The following is a 17,002-nucleotide window of genomic DNA, read 5'->3' on the forward strand; positions in this document are numbered from 1 at the left end:
TGTTCCCAGCCTACGGCCGAACCGACCAGGTGCGAGCCAGGCGCTCGGCCCACGCCTCCAACGTGGCGAGGCCGGTGCTCGGCTCGACCGGGTCCAGCCGGTAGGTCGCGCTGATCCCGGCGCGCGCTGCCTCGCGCCGGCTCACGTGCACCTCCTCGGCCACGACGACGACGGGGAGGCCTTCGGCCAGGGCCGCCTCCGCCACCGTGGCGACGACGGACCCGACGAGCGTGCCGGGGTCGAGCTCCGCCGCGGCGGTGACGACGAGGTCGGCGCCGGCGACCGCGCGGGAGAGCCCGACGGCGCCCGCGACGACCTCCGCGCCGGGCAGCCGGCGGCCCCCGACGAGGGTGAGCGCCAGCCCGGCCCCGCCGCCGGCGCCCGACCCGGCGGCGCGGGCCGCACGCCCGGCGCCGAGGTGGCGGGCCGGTGGCGCGCCGGCGCCGGAGGCGAGACTGAGCACCTGGCGGGCCGGCAGCGCGGCCGCGCTCCGCTCGAGGAGGTCGGCGAGGTGCCCGACGCACCCGTCGAGCTCCTGCGCGTCGGCGGGTGAGATCCCCGGGCGCTCGGCGAGGAGCGCGCCGGCCCCGTGCAGGCCCAGCAGCGGGACGTCGTCGGCGGTGGCGAGGACGAGGTCGCGGCCCCGGAGGAGCTGCCCGACGGCGGCGAGGTCGGGGAGGTCACCCGGGGCCAGCGTCCCGAGGGCGCGGGCGCCGGCGAGCGACGTCTCGGCGGGCGCGGTGCCGGTGCCCGCGGCGGCGAGGACGGCCAGCGCCCCGGTCCCGGCGTCGTGCGCGGCCCCGGCACCGAGGCCGACGACGACGCGGCTCGCGCCGGTGCGCAGCGCCGCCAGGACGAGGTCGCCGAGACCGGCGCTGGTGCCGGCCTCGGCCCGCCGCAGCTCCTCCCCCGGCGGCGTGAGGTGGGTGCCGAGGACCTGGTCGGCCTCGACGTAGGCGGTGCCGCCGGCGTCGCCGGGGACGTGCAGGACGGCGGCCGGTACCGGCTCACCGAGGGGGCCGCGGGCGGTCAGCGGGACCAGCCGGCCGCCGCACGCGGCGTGGACGACGTCGACCAGCCCGGCCGACCCGTCGGACAGGGCCAGCCGGGTGAGCTCGTCACCGGCCGCGCGCCGCTGCCAGCCGCGGGCCAGCGCGGCCGCCGCCTGGACGGCGCTGAGCGGCCCGGAGAGCCGGTCGGGCGCGAGGAGGACGCGCACCGCGGCGCGGGCTCAGACCTGGCGCGCGAGGCGCGCCAGGAGCAGCGCCTCGGCGAGGACGACCCGCTCCAGCTCGCCGAGGTGAACCGACTCGTCCTCGGAGTGGGCCCGCGAGTCGGGGTCCTCCACGCCGGTGACGAGGATGGCCGCCTGCGGGTACGCCTCGAGGAGGTCGGCGATGAAGGGGATGGAGCCCCCGACGCCGATGTCGACCGGTTCGGTCCCCCACGCGGAGGTGAACGCCCAGCGCGCCGCGCGCATCGCCTCGGAGTCGGCCGGGGCCTGGAACGCCTGGCCCCGCTCCCCCCGCTCGACCCGCACCCGCGCACCGAAGGGGGCGTGGCTCACGAGGTGCTCATGGAGGGCGGCCTCCGCCGCGGCCGGGTCCTGCCCGGGCGCGATGCGCAGGGAGAGCTTCGCCCGGGCGCTCGGGGTGATCGTGTTGGAGGCGTGGTCGACCGTGGTGGCGTCGATGCCGATGACGGACAGGGCCGGCTTGGTCCACAGCCGGGCGGCGAGGGAGCCGGTGCCGGCCAGCGCGACGCCGTCGAGCACGCCGGCGTCGGCGCGCAGGTCGTCCTCCGGGTAGTCGACGGTGGGCGACGGCGCCGTGGTGAGGCCGGCCACAGCGACGTCCCCCGCGTCGTCGTGCAGCGTGGCGACGAGGCGGGACAGGAGGGTGAGCGCGTCGAGGACGGGCCCGCCGAACATGCCGGAGTGGACCGCGTGGTCGAGGACGCTCACCTCGACGACGCAGTCGACGAGGCCGCGCAGCGACGTCGTGAGGGCGGGGACGCCGACCTTCCAGTTGTTGGAGTCGGCGACGATGATGACGTCCGCGGCGAGCCGGTCGCGGTAGGTGTGGAGGAACCGGGAGAAGGTCGGGGAACCGACCTCCTCCTCGCCCTCGACGAAGACGGTGACGCCGACCCCGAGGTCGTCGCCGAGCACGCGCAACGCGCCGACGTGGGCGACGATGCCGGCCTTGTCGTCCGCGGCGCCGCGACCGTAGAGCCGCTCGCCCCGCTGGGTGGGCTCAAACGGGTCGCTGCGCCAGCCCTCGGGCTTGCCGGGCGGCTGGACGTCGTGGTGGGCGTAGAGCAGGACCGTCGGCGCCCCCTCGGGGCCCTCGCGGTGGGCGACGACGGCGGGCCGGCCCGGCCGGCCCTCCTCGTCATCGACACGCAGGACGTCGACCTGTTCCATCCCGGCCCCGCGCAGGAGCTCGGCCACGGCGGCGGCGCTGGCCTCCACCCCCTCGGGTCCGAAGGCCGCGGCGGAGACGCTGGGGATCCGCACGAGGGCCTCGAGGTCGGTGCGCACCTGGGCGAAGGCCTCGTGGGTGCGCTGGGCGAGCTCGTCGACGCTGGTCACGTCTCCCAGGGTAGGCCAGCACCGGCAGCGTCCGCCCGCTCGACTACCCTTCGTCAGGTGATGGAACGCCGCAAGAACGACGCCCCGGCCACCCCGGAGCCCGAGGGCGAGAGCCGCCCGGGCGCCAAGGGCGGCCCCACGCCCAAGCGCCGCGAGGCCCAGGCGCAGAACAAGCGCCCGCTCGTCGCCTCGGACCGCAAGGCGGCCCGCCGCGCCGACCGCGAACGACGCAACGAGCTGTACGCCCGCCAGCAGCAGGCGATGGCCACGGGCGACGAGCGGTACCTGCCCCAGCGCGACAAGGGACCGGTCCGGCGCTGGGTCCGCAACTACATCGACTCGCGGCGCAGCCCGAGCGAGTTCTTCCTGCCCATGGCGATGGTCGCCATCGTGCTCCTGCTCTTCGCGAGCCAGCTCCCCGAGGTCGCCGTCGTCGGGCTCGTCGTCATGTACGCCGGGTTCTTCATCGCCCTCGCCTTCGCGATCGGCTACACCGTCGCCGCCATGCGCAAGGTCAAGCGCCGCTTCGACGAGGACCAGATCCCGCGGTTCACCGCGATGTACGCCTTCACCCGCGTCTTCCAGCCCCGCTTCCTCCGGGCGCCCAAGCCCCAGGTCAAGCGCGGGGAGAGCGTGGAGTGAGCGGCGGCTCCCCCCTCTACCGGCTCCTCTTCCGCACCCTCGCGCTGCGCGCCGACCCCGAGCGCGCCCACCACGTGGGCCTGGGTGCCATCCGCGCGGCGGCGGCCGTCCCCGGCCTGTCGCACGCCGTGCGCGCCACCCTGGGGCGGCGCGCGCCGGAGGCGACGACCACCGCGTTCGGACGCCGGGTGCCGGGCCCGCTCGGCCTGGCGGCCGGGATGGACAAGGACGCCCGCACCGTCCTCGGGATGGACATGCTCGGCTTCGCCCACGTCGAGGTGGGCACCGTGACCGCGCACCCGCAGCCGGGCAACGAGCGCCCGCGCCTGTGGCGGCTGCCCGAGCAGGGCGCCCTGCGCAACCGGATGGGCTTCAACAACGACGGCGCCGCCGCCGCCGGCGCGGCCCTGCGGGAGCTGCGCCGCACCCGCCGGGGGCGCTCCGTCGTCGTCGGCGCCAACATCGGCAAGTCCAAGGTGACGCCCGCGGCCGACGCGGTGGCCGACTACGTCGCCAGCGCCCGGGAGGTGGCCCGCTGGGCCGACTACCTCGTCGTCAACGTGTCCTCGCCCAACACCCCGGGGCTGCGCGACCTGCAGGCGGTCACTGTCCTGCGCCCCATCCTCGCCGCCGCGCAGTCGGCGGCGGACGACGCCGCCGGCCGCCGCGTGCCGGTCCTCGTCAAGGTGGCCCCCGACCTCAGCGAGCCCGACCTCGACGCCGTCGCCGACCTTGTCCTCGAGCTGGGGCTGGCGGGCGTGGTCGCCACGAACACCACCATCGACCACGACCACGGGCCCGGCGGCCTGTCCGGCCCGCCCCTGCACGCCCGCTCGGTCGCCGTCGTCGCCCGGCTGCGCGCGCGGCTCGGCGCCGGCCCCACGATCATCGGCGTAGGCGGGATCACCGACGTCGAGGACGCTCGGCGGATGCTCCACGCGGGCGCCGACCTGCTCCAGGCGTACACGGCCTTCATCTACCAGGGGCCCGGGTGGCCGGGCCGGATGAACCGGGCCCTCGCCCGCGAGGCCCCGGCGCGCTGAGAGCCGCTCCGACGAGAGAGGCGCGCACCCGGGAGTCCCGCAGCCAGGAGGGTCGCTCAGCCGCCCGCGGTGGCGGCGATCCGCACGGGGCTCGACCGCCACAGCCAGACCATGCCCAGCAGGGGCAGGACGAGCGGCACGTAGCCGTAGCCCTGCCCGAACGCCGACCACACGGTGTCCTCGCCGAACAGCTCGGGCCGGGACAGGCTCAGGGCCCCGACGACGAGGACGCCGGTGAGCTCGAAGAGCACCGCCACCCACGCCGCCCGCCGGGCGCGCCGCCCGTTGTGGGCGAGCAGGACGGTCGCGGCGACGTAGACCACGGCGGCCAGGGCCGACAACCCGTAGGCCAGCGGCGCCTCCGAGGCGTCCCGCAGGAGCTGGACGACGGCGCGGGCCGTGGCCGAGATGGCGAAGACGGCGTACACCGCGATGAGCACGCGCCCGACGCCGTACGCCGGGCGGCGCCGGTCCTCGGCGGGGGTCGTCGACAGTCCTGCGCTCACGCGGACCACACCTGCCACACACGCAGCTCCATGACCGCGACCGTGAAGGCCGCCACGACGAGGACGACGGAGCTCCACCGGGTCCGGTCCGCCAGCGCCCAGGCCGCCGCCAGCGGCAGGACCATGAGGGCGACGACGAGGTAGCCCCACAGGGTCCACGGGTCGGCGACCGGGTGGCCGCCCGCCTGGCCGATGCCGGCGACGACCATCTGCACGAGGATCGCCGCCTCGACGACACCGCCGGCGATGAGCTGTCGCAGGATCACCGCACGGTCGCGGACGGCGAACAGGGCGGCCCAGAGGGCGAGGACGCCGGCCAACCCGGCCACGGCGACGACAGCAGCAAGCACGGGGCGAGCGTACCGACCTCCGGGACCACCGGACGCCCGCCCGGGGCTGCTCCCACCTGCCCGCCGTGCCGCCGCGCCGCTAGCATCGACACCGTGACCGAACTGAGCCTGAGCCCCAAGGACCCTGCCCGCAGCCACGCCGACGCCCTCGTCCTCGCGACGACGAGCGACGACGGCGCCGCCCGCCTCCTCGCCGACCACCTCCCGCGCGCCGTCGTGGACCGCCTCACCGCGCTCCTGCCCGCCCTCGGCGTCAAGGGCACCGCGGACGAGGTCCTGCGCATCCCCGCCGGCGACGGCCTCGCCGCCGACGTCGTCGTCCTCACCGGGCTCGGGCCGGTCGCCGCAGGCCGTCCGGGCGCCGAGGCGCTGCGCCGGGCCGCCGGTGCGGCCGTGCGCTCGCTCGCCGGCACCGCCGACGCCGTCCTGGCGCTGCCCGCGACGACGGCCGAGGAGGTCGGAGCCGTGGCCGAGGGCGCACTGCTCGGCGCGTACCGCTTCGACCGGTACCGCCGCACCGACCCGGCGCCGGTCACCCGCGTCGAGCTCGCCACGCCGCTGGCCCGCGACAAGGCCGCCAAGGCCGCCGTCGAGCGGGCGCGCGTGCTGGCCGACGCCGTCGCCGGTGTCCGCGACCTCGTCAACGCCTCCCCCCGCGACCTCTTCCCGCAGTCCTTCGCGGACGAGGCCAAGGCCGCGGCCAAGGGGACCAAGGTCAAGGTGAGCGTGCTCGACGAGCGCGAGCTCGCCGCCGGCGGCTACGGCGGCATCGTCGGCGTCGGCCAGGGCTCGCTGCGCCCGCCCCGCCTCGTCAAGGTCACCTACGCCCCCGCGCGCGCCAAGGCGCACTACGCCCTCGTCGGCAAGGGCATCACCTTCGACTCCGGCGGCCTGTCCATCAAGCCCGCCAAGGGCATGGAGACGATGAAAATGGACATGGCGGGCGCCGCCACCGTCCTCCACGTCGTCCTGGCCGCCGCCGCCCTCGACCTCCCCGTGCGGGTCACCGGCTGGCTCGCCCTGGCCGAGAACATGCCCTCCGGCAGCGCGCAGCGCCCCTCCGACGTCGTCACCATGCGCGGCGGGAAGACCGTCGAGGTGCTCAACACCGACGCCGAGGGCCGCCTCGTCATGGCCGACGCCCTCGTCGCCGCGTGCGAGGAGAGCCCCGACGTCGTCGCCGACATCGCCACCCTCACGGGCGCGCAGATGGTCGCCCTGGGCAACCAGGTCGGTGCCGTCATGGGCAGCGAGGACGTGCGGGGTGCTGTCGTCGCGGCCGCCGACCGCACGGGCGAGCAGTTCTGGCCGATGCCGCTGCCCACCGAGCTGCGGGACTCCCTGCGCTCCCCGGTCGCCGACCTCGCCAACATGGGCGACCGCTTCGGCGGCATGCTCGTCGCGGGCCTCTTCCTCCAGGAGTTCGTCGGCGAGACGCCCTGGGCCCACCTCGACATCGCCGGGCCCGCCTACAACGAGGGCTCGCCGCGCGGGTACACCCCCAAGGGGGGCACGGGCATGGGCGTGCGCACGCTCCTGGGCCTGCTCGAGGGCGCCGCGCAGCGCTGAACGGACGTCACGGGCCCGGCCGATCCTCGCGGCCGGGCCCGTTCGCGTTCGCGTTCGCGGCGGTGCGCGGGCCGGCATCGCGGGCGCGCGTACCGGCCGGCGCCGTCAGCCGCCGCGGCGCTGCTGCGCGCTCCACTCCCGCATGCGCGCCGGGTAGCCGGTGAGGTTGACGTCGTAGACGGGGATCTCCAGCGTCCGCCCCAGCTCGCGCGCCGCCTGCGCGTCGGGGACGCGGCGCCGGGTCCACTCCCCCGTGCGCGCGACGAGCACGAGGGTGGGCGGATCCACGTAGGTCGCGGGCTCGAGGTAGCCCTCGACGCCCACGCGGGTCGAGACGAACTGCCGGAAGTGCGCCGTCGTCTCGGCCTTCACCTCGGCACGGGAGGGCTCGCGCGTGGCCTGCTGGCGCCGTCGGGGGAACAACCGCATAACGCCACAGACTAGAGCGGCGGAGCGGTGCGTGTGACCCGCCGTACAACGGGTGTGGTGGTGCCCCGCCGCCGGACGGTGACAAGATGGGGGGACGCCGGGCCACCGTCGGCCCTACCCCGCGCTCGAGGAGAGGTACGTGACCACCACGTCTGAGGACACCATGTATGACCTGGTCATTCTGGGAGCGGGAAGTGGTGGGTACGCAGCCGCGCTCCGCGGCGCTCAGCTCGGCCTGAAGATCGCGCTCATCGAGGCTGACAAGCTCGGTGGCACCTGCCTGCACCGCGGCTGCATCCCCACGAAGGCCCTGCTCCACAGCGGCGCCGTCGTCGAGGAGATCAACGAGGCGGCCTCGGTCGGCGTCAAGGCGTCGTTCGAGGGCATCGACATGCCCGGCGTCAACTCGTACAAGGACGCCGTCGTCGGGCGCCTGTACAAGGGTCTGCAGGGCCTCGTCTCCGCCGCCAAGATCGACTACATCACCGGCTGGGGCCGGCTCGTCGCGCAGGACACCGTCGAGGTCGACGGGCGCGCCTACCGCGGCCGCAACGTCCTGCTCGCCTCCGGGTCCTTCTCCCGCACGCTGGGTGTCGAGATCGGCGGCCGCGTCATGACGAGCGAGCAGGCCCTCCAGCTCGACACCGTCCCCACGAGCGCCATCGTGCTCGGCGGCGGCGTCATCGGCGTCGAGTTCGCCTCCGTCTGGCGTTCCTTCGGCGCCGACGTCACGATCATCGAGGCCCTCCCCCACCTCGTGCCCAACGAGGAGGAGTCGCTGTCCAAGGCCCTCGAGCGGGCCTTCCGCAAGCGCAAGATCAACTTCGCCACGAGCACCCGCTTCGCCGGCGTCGAGCAGACCGCCGACGGCGTCGTCGTCACCACCGAGGACGGCAAGACGTACGAGGCGGAGATCCTCCTCGTCGCCGTCGGGCGCGGCCCGGCCACGGCGAACCTCGGCTACGAGGAGCAGGGCGTGCCCATGGAGCGCGGCTTCGTCCTCACCAACGAGCGCCTCCACACCGGCGTCGGCAACATCTACGCCGTCGGCGACATCGTCCCCGGCCTGCAGCTCGCGCACCGCGGCTTCCAGCAGGGCATCTTCGTCGCCGAGGAGATCGCGGGCCTCAACCCGGCGGTCATCGTGGAGTCCGGCATCCCGCGGGTCACCTACTGCGAGCCCGAGGTCGCCTCCGTGGGCGTCACCGAGGCGAAGGCCAAGGAGCTGTACGGGGACGACGGCGTCGAGTCGGTCGAGTTCAACCTCGCCGGCAACGGCAAGAGCCAGATCCTCAAGACCCAGGGCTTCGTCAAGCTGGTGCGCCAGAAGGACGGCCCAATCGTCGGCGTCCACATGATCGGGTCGCGCGTCGGGGAGCTCATCGGCGAGGGCCAGCTCATCGTCAACTGGGAGGCCTACCCGGACGACGTGGCCTCGCTCATCCACGCCCACCCCACCCAGGACGAAGCCCTGGGTGAGGCGGCGCTGGCGCTCGCCGGCAAGCCGCTCCACTCCCACAACTGACCGCCCATCGAAGGAGACGCCAGGTCATGTCTGAGTCCGTGAAGATGCCCGCGCTGGGCGAGTCCGTCACCGAGGGCACCGTCACCCGTTGGCTCAAGGCGGTCGGTGAGTCGGTCGAGGTCGACGAGCCCCTGCTCGAGGTCTCGACCGACAAGGTCGACACCGAGGTCCCCTCGCCGGTCGCCGGCGTCGTGGAGAAGATCCTCGTCGAGGAGGACGAGACGGTCGAGGTCGGTGCCGAGCTCGTCATCATCGGCGACGGCTCCGGCGGTGGCGGCGACGCCTCCGCGCCCGAGCAGGAGGACGCCCAGGCGTCCGCCCCCGCCGAGGACGGCCCCCAGTCCTCCCCCGCGGCGAGCCCGACGCCCGCCGCCGAGGAGGTCGAGGCGGCCCAGCCCGCCGCCGGTGAGCAGCCCGCGCAGGCGGCCGCCGAGGCGACCGCGTCGGCCGGTGGCTCCGGGTCCGGAGGGTCCGGCTCGGGCGGTTCTGGCTCTGGGGGTTCTGGCTCCGGCCAGGCCGTGACGATGCCCGCCCTCGGCGAGTCCGTCACCGAGGGCACCGTCACCCGCTGGCTCAAGAGCGAGGGCGAGACCGTCGAGGTCGACGAGCCCCTCCTCGAGGTCTCCACCGACAAGGTCGACACCGAGGTCCCCTCCCCGGTCGCCGGTGTGGTGACGAAGATCCTCGTCGGCGAGGACGAGACCGTCGAGGTCGGCGCCGAGCTCTGCTACGTCGGCGGCGAGCCGGCCGGCGAGCCCACCGGCTCCTCCGCCCCGGCCGAGCAGGTGGCCCCCGCCGCCCAGGCCGCGTCCGAGCAGGCTCCCGCCGAGGACAAGGCCCCGGCGCAGGAGGCTCCCGCGCAGGAGAAGGCTCCTGCGCAGGAGGCTCCCGCGCAGCAGGAGCAGGCCCGCCCGGCCGCGCAGGCCGGTGCGGCGACGGCCAAGGAGACCGGCGGCGGCGAGCCCGAGCCGTCCTCCCCCGACGCCAGCTCCTCGCACAGCGCCGCCGCCGCGTCCTACGTCACGCCGCTCGTGCGCAAGCTCGCGAACGACAAGGGCGTGGACCTCGACTCCGTCACCGGTACCGGCGTCGGCGGTCGGATCCGCAAGCAGGACGTCCTCGAGGCGGCGGAGAAGGCCGCCGAGGCCGCCCGCGCCGCCGCTGCGGCCCCCGCCGCCGAGGCCGCGCCCGCCAAGCAGGCGGCGACCATCCCCGACGTCTCCCCGCTGCGCGGGACGACCGAGAAGATGTCGCGGCTGCGCAAGGTCATCGCCAAGCGCATGGTCGACTCGCTCCAGGTCTCCGCGCAGCTGACGACGGTCGTCGAGGCGGACGTCACCCGCATCGCGGCGCTGCGCGGCCGGGCGAAGAACTCCTTCGCCGAGCGCGAAGGCACGAAGCTCACGTTCCTGCCGTTCTTCGTCAAGGCCGCCACCGAGGCGCTCAAGGCCCACCCGAAGATCAACGCGCAGATCGACGGCGAGCAGATCGTCTACCACGGCCAGGAGAACGTGGCGATCGCGGTGGACACGCCGCGCGGCCTCCTCGTCCCGGTCATCAAGGACGCCGGCGACCTCAACATCGCCGGCATCGCCCGCAAGATCAACGATCTCGCGGCCCGGACCCGGGACAACAAGGTCACCCCGGACGAGCTCGGTGGCGGGACCTTCACCATCACCAACACCGGTTCCGGTGGGGCCCTGTTCGACACGCCGATCATCAACCAGCCGCAGGTGGCGATCCTCGGCGTCGGCACCATCGTCAAGCGGCCCATGGTCGTCCAGGACGCCGACGGCAACGAGACGATCGGCATCCGCTCGATGGTCTACCTCGCCCTGTCCTACGACCACCGCATCGTCGACGGCGCGGACGCGGCCCGCTACCTGCAGACCGTGAAGAAGCGCCTCGAGGAAGGGGCGTTCGAGGGCGAGCTCGGCCTCTGACCCGCTGCCCTGACGAAGGCCCCGCACCCTGCCGGTGCGGGGCCTTCGGCGTGCCGGGCGTCGGCGTCGGGCAGACGTGGGGCAGACGTGGGCGCCGCCCGCGCCCCCCCTGCTCACCGGCCCCGGGCCTACGCGGGGCCTACGCGTGACGGTGGGACTATGGGTGACTTTCCAGCGCCATAGGCACGGTTTTCTCACCCATAAGGGCGTGATCGACGGGCCAGGCAGCGCGACGCCACTACCACGGTGTGCCGGGCCGGCCCACGCGGCCAGGACGCGGCCGGCTATCCGTCAGCCCGGGGTCAGAGCTGCCCGCTGCGCCCGGCGAGCATGCCCGCCCCCGCCTGGACCACCAGGACGGCGAGCAGCGCGAGGATCGGGGCCGTCCACGAACCCGTGGCCTCGCGCAGGAGGCCCGCGCCGATGGGGCCGACCGCCGCGATGAGGTAGCCCGCGCTCTGCCCGGCGGCGGAGACGGCCGCCGTCTGGGCGGGGCTGCTCGTCCGCAGCGCGAAGAGACTCATGGTGAGGGGGAACGTCGCGTTGCCGAGGCCGAGCAGGACCGCCCACAGCCACGCCCCTTCCGCGGGCGCGACGAGCAGGCCGGCGAACCCGGCCACGGCCGCCGCCGTCAGCCCGACCGCCCACGCCCGCTGACCGGGCCGCCGCGCCGCGAGCACCGGCACGACGAAGTACGTCGGCACCCCGATGAGCACGCACACCGCCAGCAGCGTGCCCGCGGTCGCCGCGTCGAGGCCCGCGTCGCGGTACACCGCGGGCAGCCAGCCGAGGATCGTGTAGAAGATGAGCGACTGGGCACCGAAGAAGACGGTCAGCCCCCAGACGACCGGGTGATGGACGAGGCGCCGGTCGACCCGCTCGCGCGGGCGCACCACGGGGGTGCCCCGCGGGTCTCGGCGCGAGGCCGCCACCCACAGGGCCACCGCGACCACGCACGGCAGGGCCCACACGGCGAGGGCGATCCGCCACCCGCCGGGCCCGGCCGCCACGGCGAGGGGCGCCGTGACGGCGGCCGCCACGGCGGACCCGCCGGCCAGCGCCGAGGTGTAGAGGCCGGTGACGGTCCCGACGCGGTGGCCGAACCGCTCCTTGACGACCACCGGGAGCAGCACGTTGACCGCCGCGATCCCCGCGCACGCCGCGACGCTGCCGACGAGGAGGGTCGGCGACGCGCCGGTCACCCGGACGACGAGCGCGACGGCCAGGAGCACCAGCGCGGCCGTGATCGCGCGGGTGGTGCCCAGGGTGCGGGCGAGCCACGGGCTGGCGAGCCCGATCGCCGCGAAGCACAGCGCGGGCAGGGAGGTGAGGAACCCGGCCGCCCCGACCGACAGGCCGGTGCCGCTGCGGATCTCCTCCAGCACCGGCCCGACGCCTGCCACCGGGGCGCGCAGGTTGACCGCCACGGCGACGACGGCGGCCAGTACCAGCACGCTCCCGGCCCCGTACCGGCGCCGCGCGTCGCGGGGAATGCTCATCGGCACATCCAACACGCTCGGGCCGCCCGGCGCTGCGAGGACCGGCCCGCGCGCCTCCGGCGGGCCGTACCCCGCCGCGCGCCTCCGGCGGGCCGCACCCGCCGCGCGCCTCCGGCGGGCCGTACCCGCCGCGCGCCTCCGGCGGGCCGTACCTGCCGCGCGTGGTTAGCGTGGCGGCATGGCCGACCGCCCGCTCACCGTCCTCGCCGCCGGGGCCTCCGGACTCCTCGGCAGCCACCTCGCGCGGCACCTCATCCACCGGGGCGACACCGTGCGCCGGCTCGTCCGCCGCCCGGCCACCTCGCCCGAGGAGGTGCAGTGGGACCCGGGCGCCGGGGTGCTGCCCGCCGACGCGCTCGAGGACGTCGACGTCGTCGTCAACCTCGGCGGCGCCGGCGTCGGTGACCACCGCTGGACGCCCGCCTACCGGGAGACCATCCTCGCCTCCCGCGTGGACGGCACCCGCCTCCTGGCCGGCGCCCTCGCCGAGGAGGCGCGCCGCCGTGCGCGAGCCGGGCGCCCGGCGCCCCGCCTCCTCCAGGCCTCGGCCGTGGGCATCTACGGGGACCGCGGCGAGGAGGCCCTCACGGAGGACTCGACGCTGGGCAGCGACTTCCTCGCGAACGTCTGCCGGGCGTGGGAGGGGGCCACGGCACCGGCCCAGGAGGCCGGCGTGACGGTCACCCTCCTGCGCACGGGCATCGTCCTCGCCCCGGGCGGCGGCGCCGTCGGGCCGCTGCTCCCGCTGTTCAAGGCGGGGCTCGGAGGGCCCCTGGGGGGTGGGCGGCAGTGGTGGCCGTGGATCTCGCTGGCGGACCACGTCCGCGCACAGCTCCACCTCATCGACTCCCCGCTCACGGGCCCGGTCAACGTCTCCGGGCCGAACCCGCAGCGACAGGGGGAGGTGATCCGGGCGCTCGCCCGCTCGCTCGGTCGTCCCGCGTTCGTCCCGGTCCCCCGCCTCGCCCTGCGGGTCGCCCTCGGCCCGTTCGCCGACGACGTCCTCGCCTCCCAGCGGATGCTCCCCTCACGCCTGCTCGCGGACGGCTTCACCTTCCTCCACCCCCGCGCTGAGGACGCCGCCGCGTGGGTGGGCGCCCGGGCCTGAGCCCGCCCCCCTACCGGCAGGGGGTCGCGTCCGCAAGGCGCCACGGCGGACCCGCGAGCGTGAGGCGCAGGCAGCGGGCGGGCTGCGCGGGGACGTCGACCACCTCGCCGTCGACGACGCGCCGGTGGGCCTGCTGACGGAGCACCGCCTCGAGCACCGCCCCGCGGGCCGACTCCTCGACGGTGCGCACCTCCACCACCTCCGTCCGCAGGTCGCGGATGGTCGTGGCCGAGGACGCGATGCGCCCGACCAGCTCCTCGTCCCCGGCCGCCGCTGGCCCACCCGGGACGCTGAGCGCCGCCAGGCCCTCCCGGTCCCCCGCCATGAGCGCGGCGTCGCGCCGGTCGAGGAGCGAGCCGACGACGGCGCGGGCGTCGAACGCCCCCGGGGCCGGGCCGGGCGACGCACCGGGACCGGGGCTCGGTGCACCTGTGGTGGGGCTAGCGGGCTCCGCCGTCATGCCGGGTGTGGTGGCGGCAGGGCCGGTCGCCCCGGGCACCGGCCCGCGCGGCTCCCCCACCGCCCGACCCGCCGGCCCCTGGCCCGCCACCTGCATCCCCGCGACGACGAGCGCCGTCCCGACGGCGACGGCGGCCAGCGCGAGAGACCACGGCCTGCGCGCTCGCCGGGTCGGGCGAGCCTGCCGCACCGCCGCCCGCTCGCGCACCTCGCGCCGGGTCGGGGGCCGGACCCGGGTCGGGGAGTCCGTGGCGCGCAGCCGCGCCTGCGCCAGCTCGGGGGCGGAGGGCACCCGGACGCCCTTGGCGGCGACCGCCGGGGACCGGTTGGCGAGCGCGCGGGCCGTCGGCCGGCGGGGCGGGTCGGGATCGAGCGCGGCGGCCACCAGCGCGGCCACGCCCGGGTCGGGCTCGTCCGGGCCGGCCCACAGCACGAGCCGCGCCAGGGCCCACACGTCCCCCGGGGCGCCCGCCGCCTGGCCGCGGGCGCGCTCGGGCGCGATGAAGCCGGGTGTGCCGAGCTCGTGAGCGACCTCCCCGGCGAGGTCGACGAGCACTGGCACCCCGCCGGGGGCGATGACGACGTTGGCCGGCGAGACGTCTCCGTGGACCACGCCCCGGTCGTGGAGCGAGGCCAGGGCGTCCGCCAGGCTCGCCAGGAGCGTCGCCAGCTCGCCGGGCGACGCCCCGCCGCCCGCCGCGCGGACGGTGGCCAGTGTGGGCCCGGGGACCCGCTCGCTCACCAGCGCGCACCGGCGCTGGTCGAGCCCCACGACGTCGACGACCCGGGCGAGGTGCGGGTGCGCCAGCCCCCGGAGGGCCGCGAGGCGACGCAGCTGGGCCGCCCCCGCCTCACCCGGGGCGAGCGGGAGGACGCTGACAACCACGTCCCGCCCCGCCGCGTCCCGCGCCGACCACACCGCCCCGTTCGCCCCGAAACCCACGGGAGCGCCCAACCGGTGCCCGGGGACCTCGGGCCCCCCGGGCGAGCGGGTGCGCCGACCGACCATGGCAGCAGGAAACTCCGTCCGGCCTGCCGCCGCCGGGCCTGTCCACAGGCCCGGCGGGCGTCAGTCCTGGGGGATCCGCTTCGCCCACGGCCACCACGAGGTGCGGCCGACGTCGTGGACCAGGCCGGGCACGAGCAGGGACCGCACGATGAAGGTGTCGATGAGCACCCCGACCGCGACGATGAAGGCGAGCTGGACGAGGAAGAGCAACGGGATGACCACGAGCGCGCTGAACGTGGCGGCGAGGACGAGCCCGGCCGAGGTGATGACCCCGCCCGTGACCGCCAGGCCCCGGCGCACCCCCTCCCGGGTGCCATGGTGCAGCGACTCCTCACGGACCCGCGTCATGAGGAAGATGGAGTAGTCGATCCCCAGTGCGACGAGGAAGACGAACCCGTACAGCGGCACGGTGGCGTCGGCGCCCGGGAAGTCGAAGACGTGGTTGAAGAAGATCGCCGCGAGCCCCATCGTCGCGCCGAACGAGAGCAGGTTGGCACCGAGCAGCAGGAGCGGCGCGACGATGGAGCGCAGGAGCAGCGCGAGCATGATGAAGATCACGACGAGGACGACCGGGATGATCGTGCGCAGGTCCTTGGCCGCGGTCTGCTGGGTGTCGAGCCGCTGCGCCGCCGCCCCACCCACGAGGGTGTCGGCGTCGACGTCGTGCACCGCGGTGCGCAGCGCCTCCACCGTGGCCACGGCCTCCTGGCTCTCCGCCGCGGCCGTCGTGACGACCTCGATGCGGACGTTGCCGTCGACGACGACCGGCGGGGCGTCCTCGGTGGGCTGCTCCCCGCCACCGGGCTGACCGCCGGGCATCCCACCCGGCGCGGCGCCCTCGGGCGCCTCGGTGAGGATGGTCGCCGACTCCACGCCGTCGACCCCCTCGGCGGCGCCGAGCACGTCCTGAGCGTTGTCCTCGGCGGTGATGACCACCGACGGCTGCACCGTGCCCTCGTCGAAGTGCTCGGCGAGCACCTCCTCGCCGGCCACCGCCTCGACGTCGGTGAGGAACACGTCGGACTCGCTCGTGCCGTTGGCCTGCAGGGTCGGGACGAAGGCGGCGAGGGCCGCGAGCCCCAGGGCCGTGACCACCCAGACGGGACGGGCGCGGCGCGTGACGCCGTCGGCGACGCGCTGCCACAGGCCCGCGCGAACGGGACGGGCGTCCTCGGCGGCGACGACGCGCGGCACGCGCGGCCAGAACAGGGCGCGGGACCGGCGGCCGGCGATGAGGAGCAGGGCGGGCAGCAGCGTGAGGGCGGCGAGGACCGCGGAGGCGATCCCGATCGCGGCGACCGGGCCGAGGCTGGAGTTGGAGCCGAGGTCGGACAGCAGGAGGCACAGGAGGCCGGCGATGACCGTGCCGGCGCTGGCGAGGATCGGCTCGAGGGAGGCACGCCACGCCACCCGCATCGCGTCGACCGGGCGCTCGTGCCGGGTGAGCTCCTCGCGGTACCGGGCGACGAGGAGCAGCGAGTAGTCGGTCGCCGCACCGATGACGAGGATGGAGAGGATGCCCTGGCTCTGGCCGTTGAGGAGCAGCACCTCGGCCCCGGCGAGCGGCTTGATGACCAGCGCGGCCGCGCACAGGGCGAACACCGACGTGAGCAGCACCGTGAAGGGCAGGATCGGCGAGCGGTAGACGAGCACGAGGATGACGAGGACGACGACGAGCGCCACCCCGAGGAGCAGGCCGTCGATGCCCGCGAACGCCTCGACGAGGTCGGCGATGGCGCCGGCCGGACCGGTGACCCACGAGGTGAGGCCCGTGCCGTCGAGCTCCTCGGCGGCGAAGACGCGCAGCTCGTCGACCGTGAGGTTGACGACGCGCTCCTCCTCCTCGCCGACGAGCTCGTTGGCGCGGTCGGCATCGAGCGAGATCGGCACGAGCATGGCCTCGCCGTCCTCCGACGGCACGGCGATCACCGGGCCGGTGAGGTAGTCCTCGAGCGGACCGCCGCCGGGCAGCTCCAGCGCCGGCACCTGCTCGGCGAAGGCGGTGCCCGCCTCGAGCTGCTCGGGCGTCAGCGCGGCGCCGTCGTCGGACTCGAGGACGACGAGCGCGGGCAGGCTGGAGCTCTCGGTGAACTCTCGGGCCAGCTCGTCCGCGCGCGTCGACTCCGCACCCTCGGGGAGGAACGCGGCGTTGTCGTTCTCCTGGACCTCGGACAGCGTGCCCTGCGCCATACCGCCGAACGTGGCGATGGCGAGCCACGCGGCGAGGACGCCGAGCAGCAGCAGCGCCCGGCCGACGGCGGAACCCGCCCGGCTGCGGCGTTCTGGGGCAGGTGGACGGACGCGTGACGCGGGCATGACGACCTCTC

General features: G+C 75.8%; 14 protein-coding genes. 6 read left to right on the plus strand and 8 right to left on the minus strand.

From position 1 onward, the window contains the following. Nucleotides 1-10: 10 nt before the first annotated feature. Together EBO36_RS08650 and EBO36_RS08655 are read right to left on the minus strand one after the other, a co-directional pair. A complete protein-coding gene (locus EBO36_RS08650; RefSeq protein ID WP_122824246.1) occupies nt 11-1,219 on the minus strand; it encodes a glycerate kinase in 1,209 nt (402 codons plus the stop codon). A 12-nt stretch (nt 1,220-1,231) separates the two neighbouring features. Then, a complete protein-coding gene (locus EBO36_RS08655) occupies nt 1,232-2,593 on the minus strand; it encodes a dipeptidase (RefSeq protein WP_122824247.1) in 1,362 nt (453 codons plus the stop codon). Nucleotides 2,594-2,653: 60 nt separating this feature from the next. Here EBO36_RS08655 and EBO36_RS08660 point away from each other — a divergent pair, with 60 nt between their 5' ends. Continuing rightward, the gene (locus EBO36_RS08660) at nt 2,654-3,235 is read left to right on the plus strand and encodes a DUF3043 domain-containing protein (protein ID WP_122824248.1); all 582 of its coding nucleotides are present in this window, start codon (nt 2,654-2,656) and stop codon (nt 3,233-3,235) included. Beyond that, a complete protein-coding gene (locus EBO36_RS08665; protein WP_122824249.1) occupies nt 3,232-4,278 on the plus strand; it encodes a quinone-dependent dihydroorotate dehydrogenase in 1,047 nt (348 codons plus the stop codon). The genes EBO36_RS08660 and EBO36_RS08665 overlap by 4 nt, the downstream gene beginning before the upstream one ends. A 56-nt stretch (nt 4,279-4,334) precedes the next feature. Here EBO36_RS08665 and EBO36_RS08670 read toward each other — a convergent pair whose 3' ends face one another. Further along, entirely contained in the window at nt 4,335-4,784 is a 450-nt protein-coding gene (locus tag EBO36_RS08670; protein WP_241236937.1) for a hypothetical protein, read from the minus strand. After that, a complete protein-coding gene (locus EBO36_RS08675) occupies nt 4,781-5,134 on the minus strand; it encodes a hypothetical protein (RefSeq protein WP_122824250.1) in 354 nt (117 codons plus the stop codon). The genes EBO36_RS08670 and EBO36_RS08675 overlap by 4 nt, the downstream gene beginning before the upstream one ends. A gap of 93 nt (nt 5,135-5,227) precedes the next feature. Here EBO36_RS08675 and EBO36_RS08680 point away from each other — a divergent pair, with 93 nt between their 5' ends. Continuing rightward, on the plus strand, nt 5,228-6,703 hold the full coding sequence (locus EBO36_RS08680; protein WP_122824251.1) for a leucyl aminopeptidase: 1,476 nt from the start codon (nt 5,228-5,230) through the stop codon (nt 6,701-6,703). Between the two features lie 105 nt (nt 6,704-6,808). Here the strand turns inward: EBO36_RS08680 and EBO36_RS08685 are convergent, their stop codons facing one another. Beyond that, nucleotides 6,809-7,132 (minus strand): oxidoreductase, encoded by a 324-nt coding sequence (locus tag EBO36_RS08685; RefSeq protein WP_122824252.1) that lies wholly within the window; start codon nt 7,130-7,132, stop codon nt 6,809-6,811. A gap of 163 nt (nt 7,133-7,295) precedes the next feature. Between EBO36_RS08685 and lpdA the strand changes: the two genes are divergently transcribed. Further along, nucleotides 7,296-8,657, plus strand: coding sequence for a dihydrolipoyl dehydrogenase (gene lpdA / locus EBO36_RS08690; RefSeq protein WP_122825562.1), 1,362 nt, complete (start codon nt 7,296-7,298; stop codon nt 8,655-8,657). A 26-nt stretch (nt 8,658-8,683) separates the two neighbouring features. Beyond that, entirely contained in the window at nt 8,684-10,600 is a 1,917-nt protein-coding gene (gene sucB, locus EBO36_RS08695) for a 2-oxoglutarate dehydrogenase, E2 component, dihydrolipoamide succinyltransferase (RefSeq protein ID WP_122824253.1), read from the plus strand. A gap of 302 nt (nt 10,601-10,902) precedes the next feature. Here sucB and EBO36_RS08700 read toward each other — a convergent pair whose 3' ends face one another. After that, nucleotides 10,903-12,099 carry a CynX/NimT family MFS transporter gene (locus EBO36_RS08700; RefSeq protein ID WP_122824254.1) on the minus strand — a complete coding sequence of 399 codons (1,197 nt, stop codon included), beginning with the start codon at nt 12,097-12,099 and terminating at the stop codon, nt 10,903-10,905. A gap of 178 nt (nt 12,100-12,277) precedes the next feature. Here EBO36_RS08700 and EBO36_RS08705 point away from each other — a divergent pair, with 178 nt between their 5' ends. Then, complete coding sequence (locus EBO36_RS08705; protein WP_122824255.1) at nt 12,278-13,207, plus strand: TIGR01777 family oxidoreductase; 930 nt, start codon at nt 12,278-12,280, stop codon at nt 13,205-13,207. A 10-nt stretch (nt 13,208-13,217) separates the two neighbouring features. Here EBO36_RS08705 and EBO36_RS08710 read toward each other — a convergent pair whose 3' ends face one another. Both EBO36_RS08710 and EBO36_RS08715 read right to left on the minus strand, forming a co-directional pair. Then, a complete protein-coding gene (locus EBO36_RS08710) occupies nt 13,218-14,675 on the minus strand; it encodes a protein kinase domain-containing protein (protein ID WP_122824256.1) in 1,458 nt (485 codons plus the stop codon). A gap of 60 nt (nt 14,676-14,735) precedes the next feature. Continuing rightward, a complete protein-coding gene (locus tag EBO36_RS08715) occupies nt 14,736-16,991 on the minus strand; it encodes an MMPL family transporter (protein WP_122824257.1) in 2,256 nt (751 codons plus the stop codon). Nucleotides 16,992-17,002: the final 11 nt, after the last annotated feature.

This window comes from Georgenia faecalis (assembly GCF_003710105.1).
GTDB lineage: Bacteria > Actinomycetota > Actinomycetes > Actinomycetales > Actinomycetaceae > Georgenia_A > Georgenia_A faecalis.

What these genes read in the sequence shown, in the direction of transcription:
- EBO36_RS08660 (WP_122824248.1), top strand. Translation starts at nt 2,654, where the DNA reads ATGGAACGCCGCAAGAACGACGCCCCGGCCACCCCGGAGCCCGAGGGC.
- EBO36_RS08685 (WP_122824252.1), bottom strand. Translation starts at nt 7,132, where the DNA reads ATGCGGTTGTTCCCCCGACGGCGCCAGCAGGCCACGCGCGAGCCCTCC.
- lpdA (WP_122825562.1), top strand. Translation starts at nt 7,296, where the DNA reads ATGTATGACCTGGTCATTCTGGGAGCGGGAAGTGGTGGGTACGCAGCC.
- sucB (WP_122824253.1), top strand. Translation starts at nt 8,684, where the DNA reads ATGTCTGAGTCCGTGAAGATGCCCGCGCTGGGCGAGTCCGTCACCGAG.
- EBO36_RS08700 (WP_122824254.1), bottom strand. Translation starts at nt 12,099, where the DNA reads ATGAGCATTCCCCGCGACGCGCGGCGCCGGTACGGGGCCGGGAGCGTG.
- EBO36_RS08705 (WP_122824255.1), top strand. Translation starts at nt 12,278, where the DNA reads ATGGCCGACCGCCCGCTCACCGTCCTCGCCGCCGGGGCCTCCGGACTC.
- EBO36_RS08710 (WP_122824256.1), bottom strand. Translation starts at nt 14,675, where the DNA reads ATGGTCGGTCGGCGCACCCGCTCGCCCGGGGGGCCCGAGGTCCCCGGG.
- EBO36_RS08715 (WP_122824257.1), bottom strand. Translation starts at nt 16,991, where the DNA reads ATGCCCGCGTCACGCGTCCGTCCACCTGCCCCAGAACGCCGCAGCCGG.